We start from the raw sequence: 24,769 nt of genomic DNA on the forward strand, positions 1-24,769 counted from the left end.
TCCAGCCGCCACAACACGGGATGTCCGCGGCCCGCCTCCTTATAAGTCACGGTCCGCCTCCTATTGGGCCGCGGCCACCTCCTTATAGAGAGATGTCGGCATAACGCGACGGCGGCGCGGCGCGATGCATTGAGACGGCGGCGCGATGCGTGGAGGATGCGGCGCGGCATATAGAAGCGGCGCAATGGATGGCCGCGAGACGGCGGAGCTGCGGTCGGGACGAAGTGCGACGGGCGTGCGGCGACGAAAAGGAACCTTGTTGTCCCCCGTTGCCGCGCGCCACGGCGCACCATTTGGACGCGTCGAAAGCGTGCTTGTTTGATCTCGAGCACCCGCCGGGGGTCGCAAAATGGGTGTGCCAGATGTGCCATTGTCGGAGTCCGCCGACACGCCCGGGCACGCTGGGTTCGACGCGACAAGGCGAAAATCACGATCTGGGACCGGGCACATCAATTGCCAATCGGGTGCTCCGCACCAGCGCCCAAACCCGAACAGCCCGGTCGGGTCAGACAGACGCCTGTTCGCGTCGCCGGTCGTAGCTCGAGCTGCGGCCGGACGGCGCTCGTGCAGTCAACTCTTACCCAACGAGAACGCAGATGCGGAACCTCTCCTTCGGCTTCGCCCATCCTCTCTCAATCAAAACCAGCTCGGCCGCGGTCCTCGCCCTGCTCGCCTCGGGCGCCGCGTGCGGAAGCTATGACGTCGATGAAGGTTCACTCAACGACGCAGAACTAGCTCTCGAAGCGGCGGCCAGCGGGTCGAGCGCCGTCAGCGGCACCGTCTCCGGCGTCGGCACCAGCGTCGGCGTCGGCACCGGCGTCGGCGCGACCGGGACCGGCGGCTTCGGCAGCAGCGCGGTCGCCACCTCCACCACCGGCGTCGGCGGCGGCGGCGGCACCGGCGGCGTCGGCAGCAGCGTGGTCGCCAGCTCCACCGGCGTCGGCGGCTCCACCAGCAGCTCGGTCACCACCTCCGGCGTCGGCGGCGGCGACCCCGGCGATCCGCCCCCGGTGGGGCCGCCGGCCGTCGGCTTCTGGCAGCTCGACGACTGCAACGCCGCGACAACGGCGCTGTTCGACTCGTCGGGCAACGGCAACACGGCCACCCGCTCGGCCAACGCGGCGTGCGCTCAAGGTGTCAGCGGTCTCGGCGTCGCCTTCAACCAGGACAACGACAAGATCCTTGTCGACGACGATGCCAGCTTCACGTTCGGACAGAACCTCGCCGTCGCCGCGTGGGTCAATCCGACCGCGGTGTCAGGATCGACGCCGCGGACCATCGTGCAGGAGAAGGGCGGCGGAGAGACGAGCTTCTCGCTCGACATCCGGAACAGCCAGGCGCGGTTCACCGTGACCTTGACCAACGGGCGGACGGTCACCTCCCGCGCCCCCATCCAGGCCAACGTGTGGACCCACGTCGCGGGGATCTACGACGGCACCTTCGTGCGGCTCTTCCTGAACGGCGAGCAGGTCGGCCAGATCAGCGCGGCGGGCACGCTCCACGACATCGACGCGCCCATCCGTATCGGCAACAACGTGCAGAAGGAGCGCTTCACCGGCGTGCTCGACGAGGTCTGGCTCTCCGCCTCACCGACGACCGCCTTCGAGATCGCCCAGCTCTCCTGCCTCAGGCGCCCCACGACGGCCGTCGTCACGCCGGAGAGCAGCGGCCTGGTCGCCCCGAACACGCCGGTGGCGTACCAGATCGCCGTCACCAACAACGATGTCGGCGCGTGCCCCGGCCGCGACTACTTCCTCGACATCTCCAGCCCCTCGGCGGGCATCGACGTCTCCGCCGATCCCTCCTTCTTCCCCGGCGTCCTGCCCGGGAGCACGGAGACGTTCCCCGTCACCGTCACCGGCACCGAGGACGCGGATCCCGGCGCCCACCTGATCCCCTTCTCCGTGATCGACTTCAACTCGCCCGAGTTCATCGTCGCCTCCGGGGCCCTCGACTTCGAGCTGGCCGAGCCGACGGGGTGCTTCGTCCGCACGAGCCGAGAGATCTTCGTGAAGGACCTCAGCGTGGTCGAGGATCCCCTCCGCACGACGTTCAATGGGCCGCCGAGCGACCCCCGCACGGGCGCATGGACGTTCGCGCGCCTGATGGAGGACATGGCGCCCACGCCCGCCGACGCGCCGGCCATGGTCGAGGAGCTCTTCAGCACCTGGCTGACCGATCAGGTCGTGAACGGCTTCACCGTGCCGGCGCGCACGGCGATCCAACCGGTCGTGCTCGACGAGTGGCCGAGGAGCCCTGACGGGTCGCTCGACCTGCAGCAGGCGCCGCTCTTGCTGCTCGGCATCGTCAACAGGATCGACGTGCGCAACCTGGCCGAAGGCCACGCCGGCGAAGGGAGGTTCGTGTTCGGCGTCGTCAGCCAGGGCTTCCCGCAGCAGTTCACCGTGATCCTGGAGTACAAGCTCCCCGCGTCGACCGAGGCCGACGTGCTCGACTGGGCGAACGACTGGCACGCCCTCGGCAGCCTGCCCTTCCCGTCCGAAGCGTACAACGCGGCGCTCCAGGACATCACCACGCGGTTCGCAGGCCGGAACGCCGCGCCCGGCAAGCCGAACGGGAGCTCGCTCGGGCAGCTCCGCACGAACGAGATCGCGCTCGCGGGGCCGTGGGAGCTGCGCGAGTTCGTCCTCTCGCCCGATACGGGCTTCCTGCGGCCGGAGACCGTCAAGCTGACGCCGGATCTCGGCTTCGACGGATCGCCCACGCTCGCTGATTTCGTGAACCAGAACGAGGCCTCGATCATCGCGGAGCAGCACACGGTGCCCGACACGTTCCAGGGGAACCCGTTCCTCGGCGGCTCGTCGTTCAACAACCTCACGGCCTGGACCGCTCCTGGCATCCTCAACAACGAGGCGCGGCACAAGTTCTCGCTCAACACCTGCAATGGGTGCCACGGCGCGCAGGAGACCGGGACGGGGTTCCTGCACGTGAACCCGAGGTCGCTCGGGAACGAGGCGTCGCTGTCGGGTTTCATGACGGGGATCACGGTCAGTGACCCGGTGAGCGGTGAGCCGCGCACCTTGAACGATCTGAGGCGCCGGAATCAGGATCTGTCGGCGCTGGTCTGCGAGCCTGCCCCGACCTCCGCGGCGCTCAGGGCCGCGCCGACAGGCGGCGCGGCGGCCGGCGCGGCCGCGAGCCGCTCGGCGTTCATCCGCCGCGGCATCGGGCGCGTCCACTGATCCGGTAGCGCCCCGGCGCGAGGGGCGGCGGGCGCGGCCGGCGAGCCGCGCCCGCCCGGCCTCCCGGGCAGGCCCCGGGGAGGGCGCGCCGTCCCTTCAGCTGTCGAGGCCCGCGCAGGAGAGCCGCGTTCCGGCCGGGAGCTCCAGCCCGAAGCGCTCTTTCAAGACGTCGAGGAGCGCGTCGTCGCGCACCGAGACGCGCTCGACGCCGTCCACCCGCCAACGACCCAGCTCGCGGTTGCGCAGCGTCACCCGGCCTTCCGGCGACGGGAGCGCCACGATGAGGTTGTTCACGAACAGCGAGTTCGGGTGCGTGGATGTGTAATGGTTCGCCACCTCGTAGTCGATCGGGAGGTGCTCCTCGAGCGTGAACGCGTAGATGTCCTGACACGCCTCGCCCGCCCTGGAGGCGAGCACCCAGGACGAGCCCTCCCGGCGCAAGCCGATCACGTCGAGCACCCGCGCATGCCCCTCGCCCTCGACGAGCGGGAGCGGCTGCAAGAGCCCCGGACCGCCGAAGCCGACGTCCGCGATGAACGGCCCCTCGGGCAGCTCGACCAGCGACAGCATGTGAGATCGAGGGCCCGTGTCGCTGCGCTGGAACCGCACCCGCGCGATGAGCGTCGTGAGCTTGAATCCGAGCCGGCGCAGCGCCGCGGCGAACAGCGTGTTGTGCTCGAAGCAATAGCCGCCGCGGCGCGCCCCGACGAGCTTCGCCTGGACGCTGGCCAGGTCGAGGCGGATCGGTCGGCCGAGCAGGACGTCGAGGTTCTCGAAAGGGATGGAGTAAACATGCGCTGCGTGAAGCGCATCGAGGACCTCCCGCGTGGCGGCGAGCGCGCCGCGGTAGCCGATGCGGGCGAGATAGGCGTCGAGGTCGAGCGATGCGCTGTCCTGTGTGGAAGGTTGCATTGGATCGGTGCAGCGAGGATACGCGGCCCCTCGCTTGACCGTCAACGCGCCGGTCAGCACATTGACCGCGGTGGAGCAGGACCATCGAACCCATGCAGGCTGCGCTGGGCCGCTCCGTGGCTTCGCTGCGGAGAGCGCTCGATGGCTCTCTGCGAAACGTCGGTCCGTGGAGCGCCGGGATGATCATCACACCGCGCGGCGGCGGACTGGGCAGCGCGCCCGGCGCGGCCTGGTCGCCGCCGGTCGAACGACATGCCCGCGCCCGACCGCTATACCGTGACGGAGATCCTCCGCGAGGGGACCAGGTTCGTCGTCCATCGCGGCCTCCGGAACGAGGACGGTTGTCCGGTCCTGCTCAAGATCCCCCGGGCAGAGCCCCTCGACGGCCGGGACGCCGCGCGGCTGCGCCACGAGCTCGAGATCGGGCGAAGGCTCAGCGGCCGGTCCGCGATCAGGCCCTGTGAGCTCACCACCTACCGGAGCCGGCCGGCGCTCGTCCTGGAAGACTTCAGCGGTCGCTCGCTCGATCGGGAGCTCGGGGCGCCGATGGATCTCAAACGTTTCTTGACGATCGCCGCCAGCATCTCGACAGCCCTCGCGGAGATCCACGCAAAGGGGGTCGTCCACAAGGACATCAAGCCGCAGAACATCCTCGTCGATTCCATGTCTGGAGAGGTGAAGATCGCGGACTTCGATCTTGCCTCCCTGCTCCCCGAGGACCACGGCGACGCGCGGAGCCCGAGCGTCATCGAGGGGACCCTCGCCTACATGGCGCCCGAGCAGACAGGGCGCACGAGCCGGGCGGTCGATCTCCGTACCGACCTCTATTCGCTGGGCGTCACGCTCTACGAGATGCTCACGGGCGTCCTGCCCTTCTCGGCCGGCGATGCCCTGGAGTGGGTCCACCGTCACGCCGCGGTGCTCCCCCGGCCTCCATCGGAGCTCGTCCCGGGTCTCCCTTCGCCGGTGTCCGATCTCGTCATGAAGCTCCTCGCCAAGGCGCCCGAGGATCGGTACCAGAGCGCGCGCGGCCTCACGCTCGATCTCGAGCGATGTCTCGAGGGGCTCACGACGCGCGCGCGCATCGACCCATTCCCGCTCGGAGAGCACGATTTCTCTGGTCTCTTCGAGATCCCGAAGGAGCTCTACGGCCGCGAGCGCGAGCTCGGCGCGCTCGTCGCCGCCTTCGAGCGCGTGGCGCGGCTCGGGGCTCCGGAGCTCCTCCTCCTCTCCGGCAACGCCGGCGTCGGCAAGACCTCGCTGGTGCAGGAGCTCTACCGGAAGGCGGTCCGGGAGCGGGGCCTCTTCGCGGCGGGCAAATTCGACCAGCAGCGCCGACACGCGCCCTACGCGACGATCGTCCAGGCGCTCCGCGAGCTCGTGCGCGAGATCCTGAGCGGGAGCGAGCCCGTCATGGACGCGTGGCGGAGGCGGCTCTCCGCGGCCCTCGGCAAGAACGCGCAGCTCATCGTCGACGTCCTCCCGGAGGTGGAGCTCATCCTCGGCGAGCAGCCGCCCGTCCCCGAGCTGCCGCTGACCGAGACGGAGAGCCGGTTCGCGATGGTGTTCCGGCGCTTCGTCGGCGCCTTCTGCCGGGAGGAGCGCCCACTCTGCCTCTTCCTCGACGACCTCCAGTGGGCAGACCCGGCGAGCCTCGCGCTCCTCGAACACCTCATCACCCACCCCGAGACGCAATGCCTGCTCGCGATTGGCGCCTACCGCGATGAAGAGGTGAGCCCGCTTCACCCGCTGACGTGCATGCTCGAGCGCGCGCGGGGCGCCGGCATAAGGCTCCTCGAGATCGAGCTCGCTCGGCTGTCCGAGCGGGATGTGCAGCGGCTCGTCGCCGATACGGTCCATACGAGCGGAGAGGACGCCGCCCCGCTCGCGCGCCTCGTCTACGAGAAGACCGCCGGCAATCCGTTCTTCGCCACCCAGTTCTTGACCATGCTCCACAAAGAGGGCCTGTTCGAGGTCGATCTGCGCGCAGGCGCCTTCAGGTGGGACATCGACGCGATCCGCGGCAAGGGCCTCGCCGACAACGTGGTCGATCTCATGATCGCGAAGATCAAGCGCCTCTCCCCGTCGGCCCAGAAGGCGCTCACGCTGGCCGCCTGCGTGGGGAATACCGTCGATGCCGGCACCCTCGCCGTCATCCGCGATCGGTCCGAGGACGCCATTCACGAGGACCACCGGGAGCTCGTGCGCGAGGGGCTGCTCCTCAGGTCCGGCGACACGTACCGGTTCCTCCACGACCGTGTCCAGCAGGCGGCTCACGCGCTCATTCCGGAGGCGGAGCTCGGGGCGGTGCACCTCCGCATCGGGCGGCTGCTCGCCGCCCACGCGCCTCCCGACGCGGCCGAGGCGCGCGTCTTCGAGATCGCCGGCCACCTGAACCTGGGCGCTGCCCTCGTGACCGACCGGCGCGAGAAGGACCGGATCGCCAGGCTCAACCTGGTGGCGGGCCGGCGAGCCAAGGCCTCTGCAGCCTACGCAGCCGCGGCCAGCTACCTCGCGGCGGGCATCGCGCTGCTCGGGGACGACGCCTGGGACAAGGAGCGCGCGCTCGCGTTCGATCTCCACTGCGAGGGCGCGCGCTGCGCCTTCCTGTGCGGCGACTTCGCCGCCTCCGAGCGGCTCGTCGACGTGCTCCTGCAGCGCGCTCGTGGCCGGATCGAGCTTGCGGAGGTCCACGGCATCGAGATCGTTCTCCACACGACCCGCGCCGATTTCGAGCGAGCGGCGCAGAGCGCCCTCTCCTGCGTGCGCCGCTTCGGCATCGACATCCCGCTCCACCCGACGCGCGACGCGGTGGAGCGCGCGGCATGCGAGGTCTGGGGCGAGGTGTGCGACCGCCGCATCGAGGAGCTCGTCAGCCTGCCGCGCATGGTCGATCCGGACATGCTGGCCGTGGCGGCCACCCTGTCGACGGCGCTCCCGTCAGCCTATTTCTCGGATCCGCACCTCTACAGCCTCATCGCGTGCCGCATCGTCCAGCTCAGCCTCCGCGCGGGCAACTCGGACGCTTCTCCACCCGGATACGTCGCGTTCGGCGGGACCATCGGCCGCGTCCTCGGCCTTTACCGGGAGAGCTACCGCTTCGGCGAGCTCGCCCGCGCGCTGCTGGAGACCAGCGGCCGGGCCGGGAACCGGGCGCAGATCCTCCATATGATCAGCACCTTCATCGACCCCTGGATCCGCCCCTTGCAGGACGTGGTCGGCCTCCTCTACAAGGCGTTTGACGAGGCCGTCGAGACCGGTGCGCTGCTCTACGCGTCGTATTGCTCGTTTCAGGGCGTGACGCTGCGCCTCGCCGCGGGCGATCCGCTGGCGGACGTCGTCGCCGAGGCCGAGCGCCACATGGACTTCGCGCGCCGGGCCCGGTACGACGTCGTCCACGATTCCTTGGCCGTCGTGCGTCGGTTCGTGGAGCGCCTGCGCGGGCGCGATTCGGGCTGGGGGAGCGAGGGCGCCGATGACATCGAGGGACCGCCGCGCGGGGCGGCGGAGCGGATCACGCGCTTCCACGCGCGCCTCTACGCCGCCCAGGCGGCGCTCCTGTTCGGTCGCCATGGCGAAGCCGTGGCCGCGTCGCGCGCGGCGGGCGAGCTGCTGGGTACCGTGACAGACCAGTTCCACGTCAGCACGCAAGCCTACGTCGCCGCGCTCGCGCTCTCGTGCCATGCCCGCGCCCTGCCAGAGGAGCAGCGAAGAGAGCTCCTCCCCGCCCTGAGGGCGTACGAGGCGGATCTCCGCCGCTGGGCGGAGGTCCAGCCCGCGAACCAGGCAGACCGCCACGCGCTCGTGTCGGCCGAGATCGCGCGCGTCGCGGGCGACGAGCTCTCCGCGATGCGCCTCTACGAGCAGGCCATCCGGGCCGCGCGCGCGAGCGGCTTCGTCCATGGCGAGGCGCTGGGCCAGGAGCTCGCCGCCGCGTTCTACCGTGATCGCGGCTTCGACCTGATCGCCGACGCCTACCTCCGCGCGGCCCGCAGCTGCTATGCCCGCTGGGGCGCCGACGGGAAGGTGAAGCAGCTCGACAGGCTCTTCCCGCACCTCGCGGCGCGCCCGCTCGCCGCGACGAGCACGGTCACGATGCCGGCCGAGGAGCTCGACCGGCTGGCCGTCGTGAGGGCGTCTCAGAGCCTCTCGGGCGAGATCCTGATGCCCCGGCTCGAAGAGGCGCTGCTCAGGGTCGTCCTTGCGCACGCGGGCGCGGAGAAGGGCTACCTGCTGGAGGCCGGCCGCAGCACAGCGTCGATCCGGGCGAGGGCGAGGATCGAGGGAGGAAAGCCTTTCGTGGAGGTGGTCGCCGGGGAGGCGCGCACGCCCGCGTCCTCCGCCGCGCTGCCGCTGTCGGTCGTCCACTACGTCGTCCGGACGGGCGAGCCGGTCATCCTCGACGACGCGGCGGAGACGCGGTTCTCGGCGGACGAGTACATCGCGCAGGCGCGGCCGAGATCGGTCCTGTGCATGCCGATCGCGCGGCGCTCGGGGCACCACGCGATCCTCTACCTGGAGAACGCCCTGATGCGAGGCGCGTTCACCCAGGACACGCTCGCGGTGCTCGAGCTGCTCGCGTCGCAGGCCGCCATCTCGCTCGAGAACGCGTCGCTCTACGCGGCGCTGAAGAAGAGCGAGGCGTTGCTCCAGAGCATCGTCGACAGCTCGCCGGCCGCCATCTACGTCAAGGATCTGGAAGGCCGCCTGCTCCTGATCAACCGGCAGTACGAGCAGCTCGTTCGTCTGCCGAGAGCGCGGATACTCGGCAAGAAAGATCACGAGATCTTCGCGCCGGAGGCGGCGGACGCGTTCGCCGCGTACGACCGCAGGGCGATCGATGCGGACAGGCCGATCGACCTGGAGGAGGTTGTGCTCGTGGACGACGAGCCGCGCACGTACCTGTCCCTCAAGTTCACCCTGCACGACGCCGCTGGAGCCATCTATGCCGTCTGCGGCATCTCGACGGACATCACCGAGCGCAAGCGAGCGGAGATGGCCGAGCGCTTCCTGGCGGAGGCGAGCAGGCGGCTCGCGGCCGATCTCGGCTACGAGGCGACGCTGGACGCGATCGCGGGGGTCGCGGTGCCCGAGCTCGCCGAGGGCGCCGCGCTCTACGTGCTCGACGACGCGGGCGCGCTCCAGCAGGCGGCCGTCGCGGCGGACTCCCCGGCCAAGGCCGCGCGCCTGCGTGAGCTCGCCGCGCCCTCCGGGGACGCCGCCGCGTCCCCGGGCGCGCCCGGGGATCCCCACCGTGTCCTCGGCGCGGATCGTGCCGAGCTCTGCCGCGTGAGCGACGGCCTGATGCGGCGCTGGGCCGCGGGCGCGGCGCGCCCGGAGGCGCTCTTCGAGCTCGCGCCCGCGGCGTACATGAACGCGCCGCTCGTGACGCGCGGCCGCTGCCTCGGCGTGCTCTCGCTGATGCGGACCGGAGCGACGCCGCATTATACCGGGGCCGACGCCCCGCTCGTCGAGGAGCTCGCGCGCAGGGCCGCGATGGCGCTCGACAACGCGCGCCTTTACCGCGAGGCGCAGCAGGCCGTCCAGATCCGCGAGGAGTTCCTCGCCGTCGCGTCCCACGAGCTCCGCACGCCGCTCACGCCGCTCAGGCTGAAGCTCGCGCTGATGCAGAAGAAGCTGACGACCGAGATCGTGAACCCCTCGCTCGAGCGCATGGTCGCGGTGAGCCTGGGGCAGGTCGAGCGGATCGAGCGGCTCATCGAGAGCCTCCTCGACGTGAACCAGATTGCGCGCCATGAGCTCGACCTCGATCTCTCGGAGGTCGACCTCTCCGCGCTGACCTGCGACGTCGTGAGCGAGCTCCGCGAGCCCTCGTCGCGGGCGGGCTGCCGGATCGAGATCGCGGCGGGGCGCCCGGTGCTCGGCCGCTTCGATCGGCTCCGCGTCGCGCAGGTCCTGAGGAGCCTGCTCAACAACGCGATCAAGTTCGGCAAGGGCGGGCCCATCGAGGTGACCGTCGCCGAGCGCGGCGACACGGCGCGGGTCGTCGTGCGCGATCACGGGCCTGGCATCGCGCCGGAGGACATGGAGCGCATCTTCAAGCGGTTCGAGCGGGCGGTCTCATCGAGGTCCTACGGCGGGCTCGGGCTCGGGCTCTACATCGCGAACGAGATCGTCCGGGCGCACGGGGGCACGCTCCAGGTGTCGAGCGAGAAGGGCAAGGGCGCCTGCTTCACCGTGGATCTGCCGCGGAACGTCGCACCGTCATCTGCCTCGGGAGGCCCGCCGAGGAGCGGGGCTGTCGCGTCCTAGCGAGACAGAGCGCCAGGACGCCCAGAGAAGACGACGAGCGATTCGCTCTCCCCCTTCCGCGTCCGCGGCTCGATTCTGCGTCACGCCCCCTGCGCGTCGGGGAAGAGCTTCTGGAAGCTGTCCTTGTCGATCGCCTTCTCCAGCGCCGCCTGGACCGAGATGGTGTCCTTCTTGACGAGCCGCTCCAGCGCCATGTCCATCGTCTGCATGCCGGCGGAGCGGCCCGCCTGCATCAGGTTCGTGATCTGGAACGTCTTGCCCTCGCGGATCATCGCGGAGAGCGCGCTCGAGCCGACGAGGATCTCGTGGGCGGCGACGCGGCTCGTGCCGTCCTTCGTGCGGAGCAGCTGCTGGGCGATGATCGCGGCGAGGCTCTCGGCGAGCATGCCGCGGACCTGGAGCTGCTCGTCGGCGGGAAACGCGTTGATGATACGGTCGATCGTCGCGGCGGCGCTGTTCGTGTGGACGGTGCCGAAGACGAGGACACCGAAGCTCGCGAGCTGCAAGGCGAGCTTCATGGTCTCGTTGGTCCGGAGCTCGCCGATCAGGATCACGTCGGCGTCCTCGCGCCCGGCGCTGCGGATCGCGCTCGCGAAGCTGCCCGCGTCGGGGCCGACCTCGCGGTGCGTGATCTGGGCCTTGATGGGGCTGTGCACGAACTCGACCGGATCCTCGATCGTGAGGACATGGCAGGCGCGCGAGCGGTTGATGTGATCGATCATCGCCGCGAGCGTCGTGGACTTGCCGGAGCCGGTCGGCCCGGTGATCAAGATGAGCCCGCTCGTCCGCTCGGACAGCCGGCGGGCGATCTCGGGGCAGCCGAGATCGTCGAGCGAGAGGATCTTGCTCGGGATGGTGCGGAAGACGGCCGCGAGCCCGGTGGTCTTGTAGAAGTAGTTCGCGCGGAAACGGGCCCTGTCCGCGTAGGAATAGGCGAAGTCGAGATCGAGCTCGTCGACGATCCGCCGCGTCTCCTCGGGGGTCGTGATCTCGAAGAGGAGCGCCTCCATCTCGGCCGTGTCGAGGGGCGTGTCGCGCAGGGCGATGAGCTCGCCTCGGGCGCGCACGAGCGGCGGATAGCCGATGCCGAGGTGCAGGTCGCTGCCCTTCCTCGAGAGCAGCTCGTCGAAGAGGCGGTCGATCCGAGCCACGTTACGCTCCCTTCTTTCCGAAGAGCGCGCCCGCGCGCTCGAAGAGGCCCTTGCCCGCCTCGATGGGCGCGGACTTGGACGCGTCGGGCGCGGGGGCGGGCGGCCTCCTGTCCGGCGTGAGCATGGGCTGCCGCCTGCCGGCGAGGACGGCCTCGAGCTCGTCGGGGGCCTCCGCCACCTTGAGCGCGGCCTCGAGCGTGGTCTTGCCGGCGCGGACGAGCTCGGCCAGCGAGTCGTCCAGGCGGATGATCCCGAGGCCCTTCCCCCGCTGCTGGAGGCTCGGTATCTGGAACGTCTTGGAGTCGCGGATGAGGTTCCAGAGCGGGACGGAGCCGGGCAGGACCTCGGCGGCGGCGACCATGCGCCTGCCGCCCTCGCTCGGCAGGAGCCGCTGGCTGACGATGAGCCGGAGGCCGCCCGCGAGGGTGACGCGCACCTGCTGCTGATCGCCGGGCGGGAAGAGATCTATCAGCCGATCGATGGTCTTCGCCGCGCTCGGGGTGTTCATGGTGCCGAGGACGAGGTGGCCAGTCTCGCTCGCGGCCAGCGCCATGCGGACCGTCGCCGTGTCCCTGAGCTCGCCGACGACGATGACGTCGGGATCCTCGCGCAGCGAGGCCTTGAGGGCGTTCTCGAAGGAGCGGGTGTGCGTGCCGACCTCGCGCTGGCTGATCATCGCCTTGCCGCGCGCATGGACGAACTCGACGGGATCCTCGACCGTGATGATGTGATGGCTGGTCTCGCGGTTCAGGATGTCGACGATCGCGGTGAGCGTCGTGGTCTTGCCGTGGCCCGTCGGCCCGGTGATCACGATGAGGCCCTGGTGGTGGCGGGTGGCGAGCCCGATGGCGTCGGGCAGGCCGAGCGACGCGAGGGTCGGGATGGTGCGCGCTATCAGCCGGAACGAGCCCTTGTACCCCTGCCGGTGGCGCGAGATGTTCACCCGGAAGCGGCCGAGCGCGCCGAGCTCCAGGGCGAAATCGCAGGAGCCCTCGACCTCGAGCACCTGCGAGAGGCGCGCCGGGACGCGCGGCAAGAGGAGGGACTCGACGGCCGCCGGGTCGAGCGGCTCGCCGTGCGGCATCAGCTCGCCCGCCACGCGCAGGAGCGGCGGGCGGCCGGCGACGAGGTGCAGATCGCTCGCGCCCTGATCGCGCGCCATGGCGAGCAACCCGTCGAGGGCGGCCGCCGGCACTTCGGCGGAGGAGGGCCGCGCGCGCCCGCCCGCGGCGGCCACGCGCGCGGCGGCGCGGGGCTCCGGGGACGGCGCCGACGGGCGGGCGGCCGGCGCGGCGCGCTCGGCGGCCGGCGCATCGTCGGCGCGCGCCTCGAAGCGGGCCACCGAGGGCCGGCTGGCGCGGGGCTCTGCAGGCGGCGGCGGAGAGCGGAGGTCGAGCGCGACCTCCGAGGAGCTCGTGCGCTTCGCGTCCTGCTCGCGCGGCGGTGGGCGCTGCCCCTCCTCGGGCGCGAGGTGCTCCCGCATGGAGAGCTGCTGCGAAGGGCGCGCGGGAGGCGCGGCGGTCGCGGTCCCCGACGCGCCGGACGACTGCATCCGCGTCATGCGGGCGTGCACGAGGTCGCCCTGGCGCGCGGCGACGACCGAGATGGCGCCGATGCCCTCGATGCGGATGTGCCACTGCGACGGCTTCGCGCCGAGGGCCTCGATGTGGCGGCCGCCGCCGAGCGCGCTGAGGAGCATGAGGATGTCCTCCGTGGTGAGGGCGCCGGGATCGACGGCCTGGAAGGCGCCCGAGACCTTGACGCTGGGCATGCGCCCGGTGGCCACGGCGAACTCCGTCACCTCGGGGCGGTTCAGTTGCGAGAGCCAGGATCGAAGGGCGTTCATCGTCGTCGCGCGTCTCCGCAAGCCGACTCTATCAACGATGAGGCGCCGCGTTCCAAAATGTCGTGCGACGGCGGCGACATTCGGCCGCGGCCCCCCGCGCCGACTCCCTCCCACCGTCCCCGCTCGCGGCGACCGCGCGGTCCTCCTCGGAGCGGTGCGACCCGGCTCACGCCCGCGGCGTGCTCCGCCGCGCGCGGCGCCGGGCTACTGGATCGCGAGCTTGAGCCGAGCGCCCTTCACGAAGTGGCCAGGCGTCTTGCCCTTCTCGCCGGGCGGCGCCTGCGGCTCCGAGTCGATGGTGAGCTGCATGTTGCCGGTCGACTCGATCTTCTTCATGGTCACCCTGGCGATCTCGACCCATTTCGTGGATCTCGGCCCGTCGGGGTCCTCGACCTTGCGGAAGAGCACCGCCTTGGTCCCCGCGGCGACCGGCTTCTCTGTCGTGGAGACGAGCGGCAGCAGGGTCGCGACCTTTCCCGCGCGCGAGACCAGCCTGCCATAGACCTCCACGGAGAAGGTGTCCCACTCGCCCGCGCCGGGGGCCGAGGCGGGCTCTGCCGTAGGCGCGCTCTCCGCGCCGGCTACCGCCGGTGCAGCCTGCCGCGGCGTGGCGGGGTGCTCTGCCGAGGCCGCGGTCGGCGCGGCGGAGAGGAGCGCTGCCGCGCCCGCGGCGACGAGCGATCGCGAGCACCTGGAGAGCCAATCACCAACCGTCTTCATGCACCACGCTCCTTCGCTACTTCGACGTGATCCCACGACCCGCGTGAACTCCGCAAGATCGCAAACACCGCAGTCACAAAACTTCTCATCGTGACGCAGACTGACACCTTCCGCAACTCATTTCTCGATCTCGACAGGGTTTGCGGTCATGAGCCGTTCGTCACGCTCGTCGGCGGCTCGTGAGCTTCGTCAGTCTCGTCAGTCTCGTCAGTCTCGTCAGTCTCGTCAGTCTCGTCAGCTTCTCGCCGACCTGAGCGCTTGGGCGCGCCTCGCTCAGATTCAGGTGCTGGCCGCGTCGGCGAGGCCGACCGGGCTCCGGCTGCGCGGCGCACGAGGAGTGCGGCGCGGCTCGCCCGAGCTCACCTGGTCATCTGGCTTGCCTGTCGTTCTGGCTCGCCCGTCGTTCCGGCTGCCTGGTCGCCCGGCGTGACCGCCTGCCTGGGCTCTCCGGCTCGCCTCGCTGGTTCTCCGACGGGTCCATCAGCGCGCTTCGCGAGGCGCGCTCTCGAAGAGCGAAACACCCGCGCGAGCGACAGGCTGGCTCGGTCCAAGCCCGCCGTACCTCATTCCCACCCGTCCGACGAAACCAGCTGCGCACAGCAACGCGATCTCTCCCTCTCCAACCTCGCTCCGGGAACCTTCCCGGTGCCTTCCAACACCGCCGACCCGAAAATCGATGTCGGAGTAAGAGTCGCGTTTCAACCAAGATATCATGTCTTCGTCAAAGCAGAGCAGAAATTTTCGGACGCAGTCGATTCTGGTGAGCCCCCGTGCGTGCATGTGTGACGCGTGCCGGCGCAGGCGTGCGCCGGCGGGACCTGCCGCTGTAGGATGGCCGCGGAGGAACAGAGCCCATGCCCACGGTCGCCGATCACTACGACAAGCTCCTCGCCGAGCACTATTCAAGGATGTTCGGGGAGTACGACGCCAAGGTCGCCGAGCAGCGGGCGCTGTTCGAGCGCCTCGGCCTGCGCCCGGAAGGCTCGTCCGGCGGCTCGCCCGAGGCCATCGACCTCGGGTGCGGCTCCGGCTTTCAGTCCCTCGCGCTGGCGCAGCTCGGGTTCAGGGTGACCGCCGTGGACACGTCGGACAGGCTGCTCGCCGAGCTCGAGGCGCGCCGCGGGCCGCTCGCCGTCGAGATCGTGAGAGGGGATCTCCTCGACGCGCTGGAGCGCTCGGGGCCCCCCTGCGCGCTCGCCGTGTGCATGGGCGACACGCTCCCCCACCTCGGCAGCAAGTCGGACGTGGAGCGGATGTTCGCCGGCTGCGCTCGGCGACTCGCGCCCGGCGGCCATCTCGCGCTCACGTTCCGTGACCTCACCCGCGAGCTCGTAGGCGCCGACCGGTTCATCCCAGTCCACGACTCCGCGGATGTGATCATGACCTGTTTCCTCGAGTACGAACCCGAGACCGTCAAGGTGCACGACCTCGTTCACACGCGCGGCCGAGAGGACGGCCGGTGGACGCTGTCAGCGAGCTTCTATCGCAAGCTGCGCCTCGCCCCCGATTGGGTCTGCGACAGGCTCGACGCGGCCGGACTCCGCGTCATCCATCGCGAGATCGCGCGCGGCCTCGTCACCCTCGTCGCGCGCTCCTGAGCTGACGTGGGCCGGGATACGAACACCGATTCAAATACCTCCTATGGAGGTTGATGGCGCGGGCGACGCGGCGCTAACTTGATATGGGAGGATGAGACCCATGTCCGAGAGAGCGAGTCAGACAGGCACGAACGACGCCGGGCAAGCTGCGGTCGTCAACCGGCCGTCGCGGGATGAGGTCCAGGACCTGCGGCGAGAACGAGACGAGGCGCGCCAGCTCCTGGCCACGCTGGTCGTGGCGCTCAAGCGCGCGACGTTCCGGCACGGCACCTACATCGACGGGCTGGGCGCCGCGATGGTCGCCGTGGATCGGTGGTCCAAGCCACGAGGCCGATGATCGAAGGGCCGGCCCCGGGCTGCGGTGACGCCCGGAGTCGCGGCCCAGGCCCCGAGAGACCTGGTGCGCGCCGCCTTGGCGGCTCGAACGACCTCGCCGGCTGTGGACGCAGCGCACGCAGCGCGCGGCGGTGGACGCAGCGGGCGCGGCGGTACCCTGGCGCCGGCCCCGCCTGCCGGCTAGGCGCGAAGGCCGGAACGGAGTAGGTTCCTGGCATGGCCGGATACCGCAGTCGTACATCCACCCAGGGGCGCAACATGGCAGGGGCGCGCGCGTTGTGGCGCGCCACCGGCATGAAGGACGCGGACTTCGAGAAGCCGATCGTCGCCATCGCCAACAGCTTCACGCAGTTCGTTCCGGGGCACGTCCACCTCCACGACGTCGGCCAGCGGGCGAAGAAGGTCATCGACGCCGCGGGCGGCTGGGGCGTCGAGTTCAACACGATCGCCATCGACGACGGCATCGCGATGGGCCACGCCGGCATGCTGTACTCGCTGCCGAGCCGGGAGCTCATCGCCGACAGCGTCGAGTACATGGTGAACGCGCACTGCGCGGACGCGCTGCTGTGCATCTCGAACTGCGACAAGATCACGCCCGGCATGCTCCTCGCCGCCATGCGGCTCAACATCCCGACCGTCTTCGTGTCGGGCGGTCCGATGGAGGCGGGCAAGCTCGTCGGGACCCACGACCGCGACGGCAAGCCGCTCATCCGGAAGCTCGACCTCATCGATCCGATGATCGCCGCGAGCGACGACAAGGTGACCGACGCGGATCTCGCCGCGATGGAGCGGTCCGCGTGCCCGACCTGCGGCTCGTGCTCCGGCATGTTCACGGCCAACAGCATGAACTGCCTCAACGAGGCGCTCGGCCTCGCGCTGCCCGGCAACGGCACGCTGCTCGCGACGCACGCGGCGCGCTGGGAGCTCTTCGAGGCGGCGGCGAAGCGCGTCGTCGCGCTCGCGCAGCGGCACTACGTCGACGGCGACGCCTCGGTGCTGCCGCGGAGCATCGCGACGTTCGAGGCGTTCGAGAACGCGATGGCGCTCGACATCGCGATGGGCGGCTCGACGAACACGGTGCTCCACATCCTGGCGGTCGCCCGCGAGGCGCAGGTGGACTTCAAGATGGCGGACATCGACCGGATGTCGCGCAAGGTGCCCAACATCTGCAAGGTCGCGCCGTCGTCGCATCACCACGTCGAGGACGTGCACCGCGCGGGCGGCGTGCTGACGATCCTCGGCGAGCTCGACCGCGCGGGGCTCATCCACCGGCAGGCGGGCACGGTCCACGCGGGCACGCTGGGCGAGGCCATCGACGAGAACGACATCCGCCGCCCCACGGCGACGGCCGCCGCGAAGAAGCGCTCGCTCGCCGCGCCGGGCGGCGTGCCGACCACGGTCGCGTTCTCGCAAGACAAGTACTTCGCCGACACCGACGATGACGCCCAGAAGGGCTGCATCCGCGACGTCGACCACGCGTACAGCCGCGAAGGCGGGCTCGCCGTGCTCTACGGCAACATCGCGGTGGACGGCTGCATCGTGAAGACCGCCGGCGTCGAGCCCGAGATCTGGAAGTTCGAGGGGCCCGCGCGGGTCTTCCACTCGCAGGAGGCGGCGTGCGACGCGATCTGGGATAACCAGATCCGCTCGGGCGACGTGGTCGTGATCGTCTACGAGGGGCCGAAGGGCGGCCCCGGCATGCAGGAGATGCTCTATCCGACGTCGTTCCTGAAGGGGAAGGGCCTCGGGAAGGCGTGCGCCCTCATCACCGACGGCCGGTTCAGCGGCGGGACCTCGGGCCTGAGCATCGGGCACGTCTCGCCCGAGGCGGCCGAAGGCGGGAACATCGGGCTCATCGAGGAGGGCGACCGCATCCGGATCGACATCCCCGCCCGGACGATCGATGTCCTCGTCAGCGAGGCGGAGCTCGATCGCCGCCGCCGCGCCGCCGAGGCGCGCGGCGCCGATGCGTTCAGGCCGAACCGCGACCGGAAGGTCTCCCCTGCCCTGCGGGCTTACGCGCTGATGGCCACGAGCGCCGCCAACGGCGCTGTCCGCGACGTCGGCCAGATCGAGCCGAGCCGGCGCGCCGGGGACGGCGCGACCGTGACCGCCCCCGCGCAGCGCAAGTAGCGGAGCTCCAGCCGCCGTCCAGCCGCCGAGCCGCGCAGGCGAGGCGCGAACGAGGCGCGGACGAGGACACAGCGCCCGCAGCGCGGCGGCCGCCGTCGGTGGAACGGTGGCCACCGCCCCGGCCACCCGGCGCGCCTCGGCGCCCGGCGCAGGTCGGGCGCTGCAACGCTCCGGGCCGGTACGGCATCCACCACGACGGGGGTGCGCCCGGTCGCGTAGGATGCCGTACATGAGAAAATTGGCGCTCATCGTGGCCACCTCTCTCGTCTCGGGTTGCAGCCCGAAGGTGCGTGATTTCCCTGGTGACCACGACGTCGGGAGCGGTGGAAGCGGGGCCGGTGGCGGCAGCAGCGCCACCGCCAGCAGCAGTGACACCACCACCACCACCACCAGCGGCGCCAGCAGCAGCAGCAGCAGCGGCGGTGCGACGGATAGCTGCGTCGACCCGGTGGAGGACTGCCCGCCAGCGCAGAGCGCCTGCATGGAAGCGGTGTGCAGCGAGGGGGAGTGTGCAGAGCGGCCGAGGCCGGCGCGGACCCCCTGCGGGGCAGACGGCAGCGCGGAGTGTGATGGAACCGGGGACTGCGTGACGTGCGCGGGCGGCATGCAATGCGAGTGCGGGGAGCCGGGTTGCCCGAACACGTGCGGATCGACGGACGTGATGGTCATGCCTGCGAGCTGCGCGGGGGGCAGGCCGGGCGCCGGGGACAGCTGCGGGCCGGGCGACGCGAGCTGCTGCGGCAACAGGATGGTCCCCTGTGGCACTTTCCTGAGGGGCTACGACGGGACGCCGAGCACTGACGACGCGTTCCCCGCGGCCGTCAGCGACTTCCGCCTGGACAAGTACGAGATCACGGTCGGGCGATTCCGAGCGTTCGTGGATGCCGGGCAGGGCGTGCAGGAGAGCCCGCCGGCCATCGGGGCTGGCCGGCACCCCCACGTCAACGGCAGCGGGTGGATCGCGGGGTGGAACACGCGGCTCGCGCCGAACACCGCGGGGCTCCGGGCGGCGCTGCAGTGCAATGGCGATCGCCTCTGGACGTGGACCGACGCCCCCGGGTCGAACGAGGAGCTGCCGATCAATTGCATCACCTGGTTCGAGGCGTTCGCGTTCTGCGCGTGGGACGGCGGCCGCCTGCCCTCCGAGGCTGAGTGGAACTATGCGGCTGCCGGTGGCGACGAGCATCGACCTTACCCCTGGGGCTCCGGGATCGACGGCGATCGCGCCTCCTACAACTGCACGGGGGATGGGAGCGCCGCGGGGGCTTGCGCGCTGAGCGACATCCTGCCGGTCGGGTCGAAGCCGCGTGGCGACGGGCGATGGGGGCACTCGGATCTGGCCGGGAATCTGTGGGAGTGGACGATGGACTGGTGGCGGGATGCGCTCCCCACGCCGTGCATCGACTGCGTGCATCGCGTGGACGGCGATCGCGACGCGACGCGGGTCACGCGCGGCGGGAGCTACCGCGCGCCGGCGACGGACGTGCGCGCAGGCAACCGCGACTTCAGTTATCCCATCGACCGCGTCAACAACATCGGCGCCCGCTGCGCACGAGACATCTAGAGCGACGGTCACCCGCTTCGGATACGGGCCCACCTCGGCGTTTTCGGTGCTCAGCGCACCGGAGTGCGCTTGCGCGCCGAAACGCCGATCTGGGCCCGTCTCCTGTGCGGGAGACCGCCGCTCTGCTCGGCATGTAGCTGAGGTGGGCGGAAACCGTTGTGGATCGGACGTCGCGGGACACAGCGGGACGTCGCGGGACATCACGGGGCGTCGCGGGACACAGCGGGACGTCGCGGGACATCACGGGACGTCGCTGGACGTCCACGAGACCGGATTCGACGCCGGGCGTGGTGTGCGATGTCGACGCTGAGACGCGGCGTGCTAGAGCGCGCGATCGTGGCGTCATCGCGGGGCCAGGCTCAAGGGCAGCAGATCACCGTCGTGGGCGCAGGGGTGATCGGGTTGACCACGGCGGTCGTCCTCCAGCGGGACGGCCACCGGGTACAGGTGATCGCTGCGGCGCGCGGCGAGCGAACGACGTCCGCGGTCGCGGCGGCGCTGTGGCATCCTTTCCTGGCGAACCCGCCCGAGCGCGTCAACGCGTGGTCCTCGAGGAGCCTCGATGAACTCACGCGCATCGCGAACGAACACCCGGAGGCGGGCGTGGATCTCCTGACCGCGCGCGAGGCGGCGGACGACACGCGCCTGCCGTGGTGGGCTCCGAGCGCCCCGGACCTCGCGCTCGAGCCTGGACCCCACCCGCTGGGCGCGCCGTACAGCCTGCGATTCACGGCGCCGCGCATCGAGCCATCGTTGCACCTGCCCTGGCTGGAGGCGCAGCTCGACTGTCCAGTGCGCACCGAGCACGTGCGATCGCTCGCCGAGGTCGAGGGCGACTGCATCGTGAATTGCACCGGGCTCGGGGCGCGCGCGCTCACCGGCGACGGCGAGCTCATCGGTGTCTATGGCCAGGTGGCGATCGTCGAACCAGGCGAGATCCCCCCAGATGTCGCACTGGGTGATGAAAGGGACGAGTCGGCGCTCGTTTATGTCATCCCAAGGCGTCGCGAGATCGTGATTGGCGGTTGTTTCATCCCGTCGCCCGATGATCGCCCGTTGACGCCTGATCCCGAGCTCGCTGACGCGATGCTCCAGCGGGTGCGCGCGGCCGGGCTCAAGCCGGGCCGCTTGCTCGGCTCACGCGCCGGGCTGCGCCCTTACCGGAGCACCGTGCGGGTCGAGCGAGAAGGCCGTGTGATCCACAACTACGGCCACGGCGGTTCGGGATACACGCTGGCATGGGGTTGTGCCCACGAGGTGAGCGCAATTCTGCGGGACGGCAACGCGTCGACACACGGCCATGTCTAGCGGAATGTGCCGAGCGCACTGTTTTGACGCGTGCCATGATGTCAGCGTCAGCGTCAACGCGGCGCTCCGGGCCTGTTCCTCGGACAACGGCAGCGGCGCCAACCCACGCCGCCGCGAACGCGGCTACGAGCCAACGCAAGCTGACGCAGGCGGACGACGTCATCGCAAACCGACGCAACGGTTGCGTCGGTCGCAACGGTCGCAGCGGTCGTAACCGTCGTAAGCGTCGTAACCGACGCAACCGACGCAACCGTCGCAACCGTCGCAAACCGAAACAAACGACGCTGCTTCTGGAATCCAGCCAACCAGAAAGCCCAACGCAACGCTCCGAAAGTCCCGTTGTGCTCCTGTTGCTAGGCTGCTAGATTGGATTCGTGCTCGTCTGCGAGCGTCTCCCGCCTTCTCTCGCAGTGGGACCGCCCATGGCGATCCTCTGTTCGTCCGAGGGAATGGCCGTGGACGGCCTCGCTCTGGAGGTCGCTAACCCCTGACGACCTCTCGGTGCCATCCCTGGAACGCGGTCCCGAGTGGTCGAACGTTCGTTTGCGCTTGATCCGGTGTCCACCGTTCGCTGTCACCAACGTGAAGATCCGAAGCTTCCCCGGGGAGTTTTGAGCGCCATGAACAACGACGAGAACCGACTCAGTCGTCCATCGGGGCGGCCAGCCGTCTGGAGTTTCACGAGGAACAACGACGAGAAGGGCCCGAGCCGACCCTCGGGCAGGCCGTCGGGGCGGCCCTTGGGCAGGCCGTCGGGGCGGCCCTCGGGCAGGCCGTCGGGGAGACCTTCCGGGCGGCCGGCGCTCTGGAGCGTCCTGCCGCTCGACAGCGGCTTGCTGCAGACCCGGACGATCGAGTGGCCGACGGTGGCGCTCTTCGCCGGGTCGTACGCCCTCTGGGCGACGGCCGTCTACGCGGGCATCGCGGGCTCGGTGTCGACCGTTCCGGCCGTGCTCGCGGCGGCGGTCGCCGCGTATGCCGCCTTCACGCCGATGCACGAGGCGTCGCATCGGTCGCTGGCGCGCTCCGCGCTGCTGAACGGTGTGATCGGGCGGCTGTCCGGGCTGCTGCTCATGGCGCCGTTCCTGGCGGTGCGTCACTTCCACCTCGAGCATCACAAACACACGAACGAGGCGGACCGGGATCCCGACTACTGGAGTGGGCGCGGCCCGTGGTACCTCCTGCCGCTCCGCTGGGCGACACAGGATCTCCACTACTACTATCTATTTTTGCGCTCCTACCACGCGCAGAAGCGCGCGGAGCGGATCGAGACGGTCGCGTCGCTCGCGGCCATGCTCGCGCTCGTGGCGCTGGCCTTCGGGCTCGGCTATGGCCAGCTCGCGCTCCTCTACTGGATCTTGCCGGCGCGGCTGGCGATCTTCTTCCTCGCGTTCGCCTTCGACTACCTGCCTCACTACCCCCACGCGATCACCGCGACGCAGGACCGGTACAGCGCGACCCGCGCGGTCGACAGCGCGCTGTTCAACGTCCTGCTCTTCGGGCAGACGTATCACCTGATCCACCACCTCTACCCGGCCGTGCCGTTCTTCCGCTACCGGACCGTGTGGAAGCATCAGCGCGAGGAGCTCATGAAGCTCCGCTCGGAGAGCATCCCCCCGCCGCGGGCGTCGTTGCCCCTGATCGCGGCGGGCAGCCTCGCCGCGCCGCGGGCGCCCACGATCCAGGCGGCTCACCCCACGCAGGGCGCGGCCGAGCTCGACGCCATCTGATCCGCGCCGCGCCCCGCTCCACGGCGGTATCCGCCCCCCTCTGCACCAAGCAGAGCGGCAGCAGAGCGGCAGCAGAGCGGCGGTCACCCGCACAGGAGACGGGCCCAGATCGGCGTTTTCGGCGCGCAAGCGCACTCCGGTGCGCTGAGCACCGAAAACGCCGAGGTGGGCCCGTATCCGAAGCGGGTGACCGTCGCTCTCTCTAGTAGAGGCGCGCGCGGCGGCGGGTGCGAAGCGCTCGCGGCGGCAGCAGGACCTCTCGGAAGAGCAGCGCCTCCGCCACGGTGCGGCGGTCCAGCGCGATGCTGGACGCGTCGAGGCGCGACCCGAACGCGTCGGGCCGTCGCTCGCTCGTGCCGAGCGCCGGGATCGCGGCGCGCGCGCTGATGAGGATCGACAGCGACTGCGCGGGCGCCCGATGCGCCGCCAGGACCGCGCCCGCGAGGAGCGCCCGGGCGTCGAGGACGGCGGGGACCCGGCCGGCGAGCAGCGCGTCGCGCGCGCGCGACGCCTCCTTCCGCTCGTGCGGGCCGTAGTCGAGCCCGCTGATGTCCTGCAGACCGAAGCCGGACAGGGCGGTGAGCGGGCCGGCATAGAGGCGCTCCACGATCCACGCGGCCATGGTGGCGAAGGGCGCCAGCGGGACGGGGCGAAAGGCGCCCCTCACGGGCAAGAGCAGGTCATCGAGGCTCACCTCGGCGTGGCGGCGCGCCCACGCCTCCCGCAGGGCGCGCGCGTCCTCGCTGAGCCCGCCCCGCTCGAGGACCATGCACCCGATCAGCACGCGCAGGTGCGGCGGAGGGTGCTCGTCATAACGCGCGCCGGTCACGTCCGTCTGGACGGCGATGGACGCGTACGGCTCGTTTTCCTGGAAGAACAGCTCGCTCATCGTGAGCACGTAGGCGGGGCCGAACATGAGCGTGCCGAAGACGTCACAGAAGATCTCCTCGAACCACACGCCGAACACCCGCCTGAGCGCGGGAGCCCCGATGCGATCGCCGTCCGGGGCGAGCGGGCGCACCCGCTCGCCCCCCAGGCCGAGCTCGCGGCGCAGGGCCGGCTCGAGGCCGTCGACCGAGGCCAGGAAATCGTGGCCTATCTCGTGCGCGAGCGCCGGCCAGCGCAGCGGGGTCGAGAAGAAGTCGACAGGGAGGAAGATGGGCGCGATCGACGTCGGGATGAAGCCCGTCCAGATCGCGAGATCGAACTCCGTGAGCTGCGTGGCCGGCGCTCCGCTCCGGAGCGGCAGCCCCTCCGCCCGCGCGAACGCGATCACGGGGGCGTAGCAGGCGTCGGCGAGGGCGTCCGCGTCGCCGAGATCGGGCAGGAGCGACGGGTCGCGGCGCTGCCGCACGAGCACCGCGATCTCGCCGACGACGAGCTCGATGGTGTCCGCCGCGGCCTCCGCCTCGCGCGCCGCGAGGCCCGCGTCGACGGCGGCGCGCAGGCTCCCGATCTCGTGCGGGACGGCCCCGAGGAGCACGTCCGTGAAGCGCCGGTTCGCCCGTTCGTGACGCACCACGTCGCCGAGCGCCGCGGCGCTCTGCTCGAGCTCGGCGAGCCGCAGGAGCACCACGCGCAGCCGGTCGGCGTCGGGCGCGCGCGGGGCGCCGAACGGCATCCCCGCCCACGGCGCAGCGCTCGGCGGCGCGACATCAACGGGCCCCGCATCGCTCCCCGGCGCGACGTCGACGAGCGCTGGTTCGCTCCGCGGGGCGTCCTCGCCGCCGGGCCGCGCGGCGGCACGCGCAGCGCGCTCGGCGCGCCTGGCTTGCAGGCTCCCGTACAGGCTCGCTAGCTTGACGATCGCCCAGATCACTCCGATGAGGGCGCCGACGTATTTCTCGAGGTCGAGGTCACGCATGGCGCCCGTCCAGCGTCGTCGGGGAGCGGCTCGCAGACCGCGCGGCTCTCTGGCCGCGCAGAGCGCGGCGATAGCGCCCGGGGCGGGCCGAGCACCTCGGCCAGGACGAAGCGCCGCACGAGCGCGCCGCG

General features: G+C 70.8%; 13 protein-coding genes. 8 read left to right on the plus strand and 5 right to left on the minus strand.

The features are described 5' to 3' along the window. The first annotated feature begins 596 nt into the window (after positions 1-596). The gene (locus tag WME73_RS29760; RefSeq protein ID WP_437911730.1) at positions 597-3,203 is read left to right on the plus strand and encodes a LamG-like jellyroll fold domain-containing protein; all 2,607 of its coding nucleotides are present in this window, start codon (positions 597-599) and stop codon (positions 3,201-3,203) included. Positions 3,204-3,299: 96 nt separating this feature from the next. On the opposite strand, the gene WME73_RS29765 is transcribed toward WME73_RS29760, so the two are convergent. After that, on the minus strand, positions 3,300-4,115 hold the full coding sequence (locus WME73_RS29765; protein WP_437911731.1) for an arylamine N-acetyltransferase family protein: 816 nt from the start codon (positions 4,113-4,115) through the stop codon (positions 3,300-3,302). Positions 4,116-4,367: 252 nt separating this feature from the next. On the opposite strand from WME73_RS29765, the gene WME73_RS29770 reads away from it, so the two are divergent. After that, positions 4,368-10,388: an AAA family ATPase gene (locus WME73_RS29770; protein ID WP_437911732.1), complete on the plus strand. Its 6,021-nt coding sequence runs from the start codon at positions 4,368-4,370 to the stop codon at positions 10,386-10,388. A gap of 80 nt (positions 10,389-10,468) precedes the next feature. Here the strand turns inward: WME73_RS29770 and WME73_RS29775 are convergent, their stop codons facing one another. The 3 genes from WME73_RS29775 to WME73_RS29785 all read right to left on the minus strand — a co-directional run bounded on the left by WME73_RS29775 (position 10,469) and on the right by WME73_RS29785 (position 14,105). After that, positions 10,469-11,539, minus strand: a complete 1,071-nt coding sequence (locus WME73_RS29775) for a type IV pilus twitching motility protein PilT (protein ID WP_437911733.1) — start codon at positions 11,537-11,539, stop codon at positions 10,469-10,471. 1 nt (position 11,540) lies between these two features. After that, positions 11,541-13,385 carry a type IV pilus twitching motility protein PilT gene (locus tag WME73_RS29780; protein ID WP_437911734.1) on the minus strand — a complete coding sequence of 615 codons (1,845 nt, stop codon included), beginning with the start codon at positions 13,383-13,385 and terminating at the stop codon, positions 11,541-11,543. A 204-nt stretch (positions 13,386-13,589) separates the two neighbouring features. Continuing rightward, entirely contained in the window at positions 13,590-14,105 is a 516-nt protein-coding gene (locus WME73_RS29785; RefSeq protein ID WP_437911735.1) for a hypothetical protein, read from the minus strand. A gap of 854 nt (positions 14,106-14,959) precedes the next feature. Here WME73_RS29785 and WME73_RS29790 point away from each other — a divergent pair. From WME73_RS29790 to WME73_RS29815, 6 genes are all read left to right on the plus strand, one after another. Then, positions 14,960-15,703, plus strand: coding sequence for a class I SAM-dependent DNA methyltransferase (locus WME73_RS29790; protein ID WP_437739781.1), 744 nt, complete (start codon positions 14,960-14,962; stop codon positions 15,701-15,703). 100 nt (positions 15,704-15,803) lie between these two features. Continuing rightward, positions 15,804-16,040 (plus strand): hypothetical protein, encoded by a 237-nt coding sequence (locus WME73_RS29795; RefSeq protein WP_012237958.1) that lies wholly within the window; start codon positions 15,804-15,806, stop codon positions 16,038-16,040. Between the two features lie 215 nt (positions 16,041-16,255). Further along, positions 16,256-18,172: a dihydroxy-acid dehydratase gene (gene ilvD, locus WME73_RS29800; protein ID WP_437911736.1), complete on the plus strand. Its 1,917-nt coding sequence runs from the start codon at positions 16,256-16,258 to the stop codon at positions 18,170-18,172. A 229-nt stretch (positions 18,173-18,401) separates the two neighbouring features. After that, a complete protein-coding gene (locus WME73_RS29805) occupies positions 18,402-19,736 on the plus strand; it encodes a formylglycine-generating enzyme family protein (protein ID WP_437911737.1) in 1,335 nt (444 codons plus the stop codon). 336 nt (positions 19,737-20,072) lie between these two features. Beyond that, on the plus strand, positions 20,073-21,044 hold the full coding sequence (locus WME73_RS29810; RefSeq protein WP_437911738.1) for an FAD-dependent oxidoreductase: 972 nt from the start codon (positions 20,073-20,075) through the stop codon (positions 21,042-21,044). A 620-nt stretch (positions 21,045-21,664) separates the two neighbouring features. Continuing rightward, on the plus strand, positions 21,665-22,774 hold the full coding sequence (locus WME73_RS29815) for a fatty acid desaturase (protein WP_437911739.1): 1,110 nt from the start codon (positions 21,665-21,667) through the stop codon (positions 22,772-22,774). Positions 22,775-22,976: 202 nt separating this feature from the next. Here WME73_RS29815 and WME73_RS29820 read toward each other — a convergent pair whose 3' ends face one another. Beyond that, positions 22,977-24,638 (minus strand): hypothetical protein, encoded by a 1,662-nt coding sequence (locus WME73_RS29820; RefSeq protein ID WP_437911740.1) that lies wholly within the window; start codon positions 24,636-24,638, stop codon positions 22,977-22,979. Between the last annotated feature and the right edge of the window lie 131 nt (positions 24,639-24,769).

Origin of the sequence: Sorangium sp. So ce302 (assembly GCF_051530145.1) — a bacterium.
GTDB classification, from domain to species: Bacteria; Myxococcota_A; Polyangia; order Polyangiales; family Polyangiaceae; genus Sorangium; species Sorangium cellulosum_B.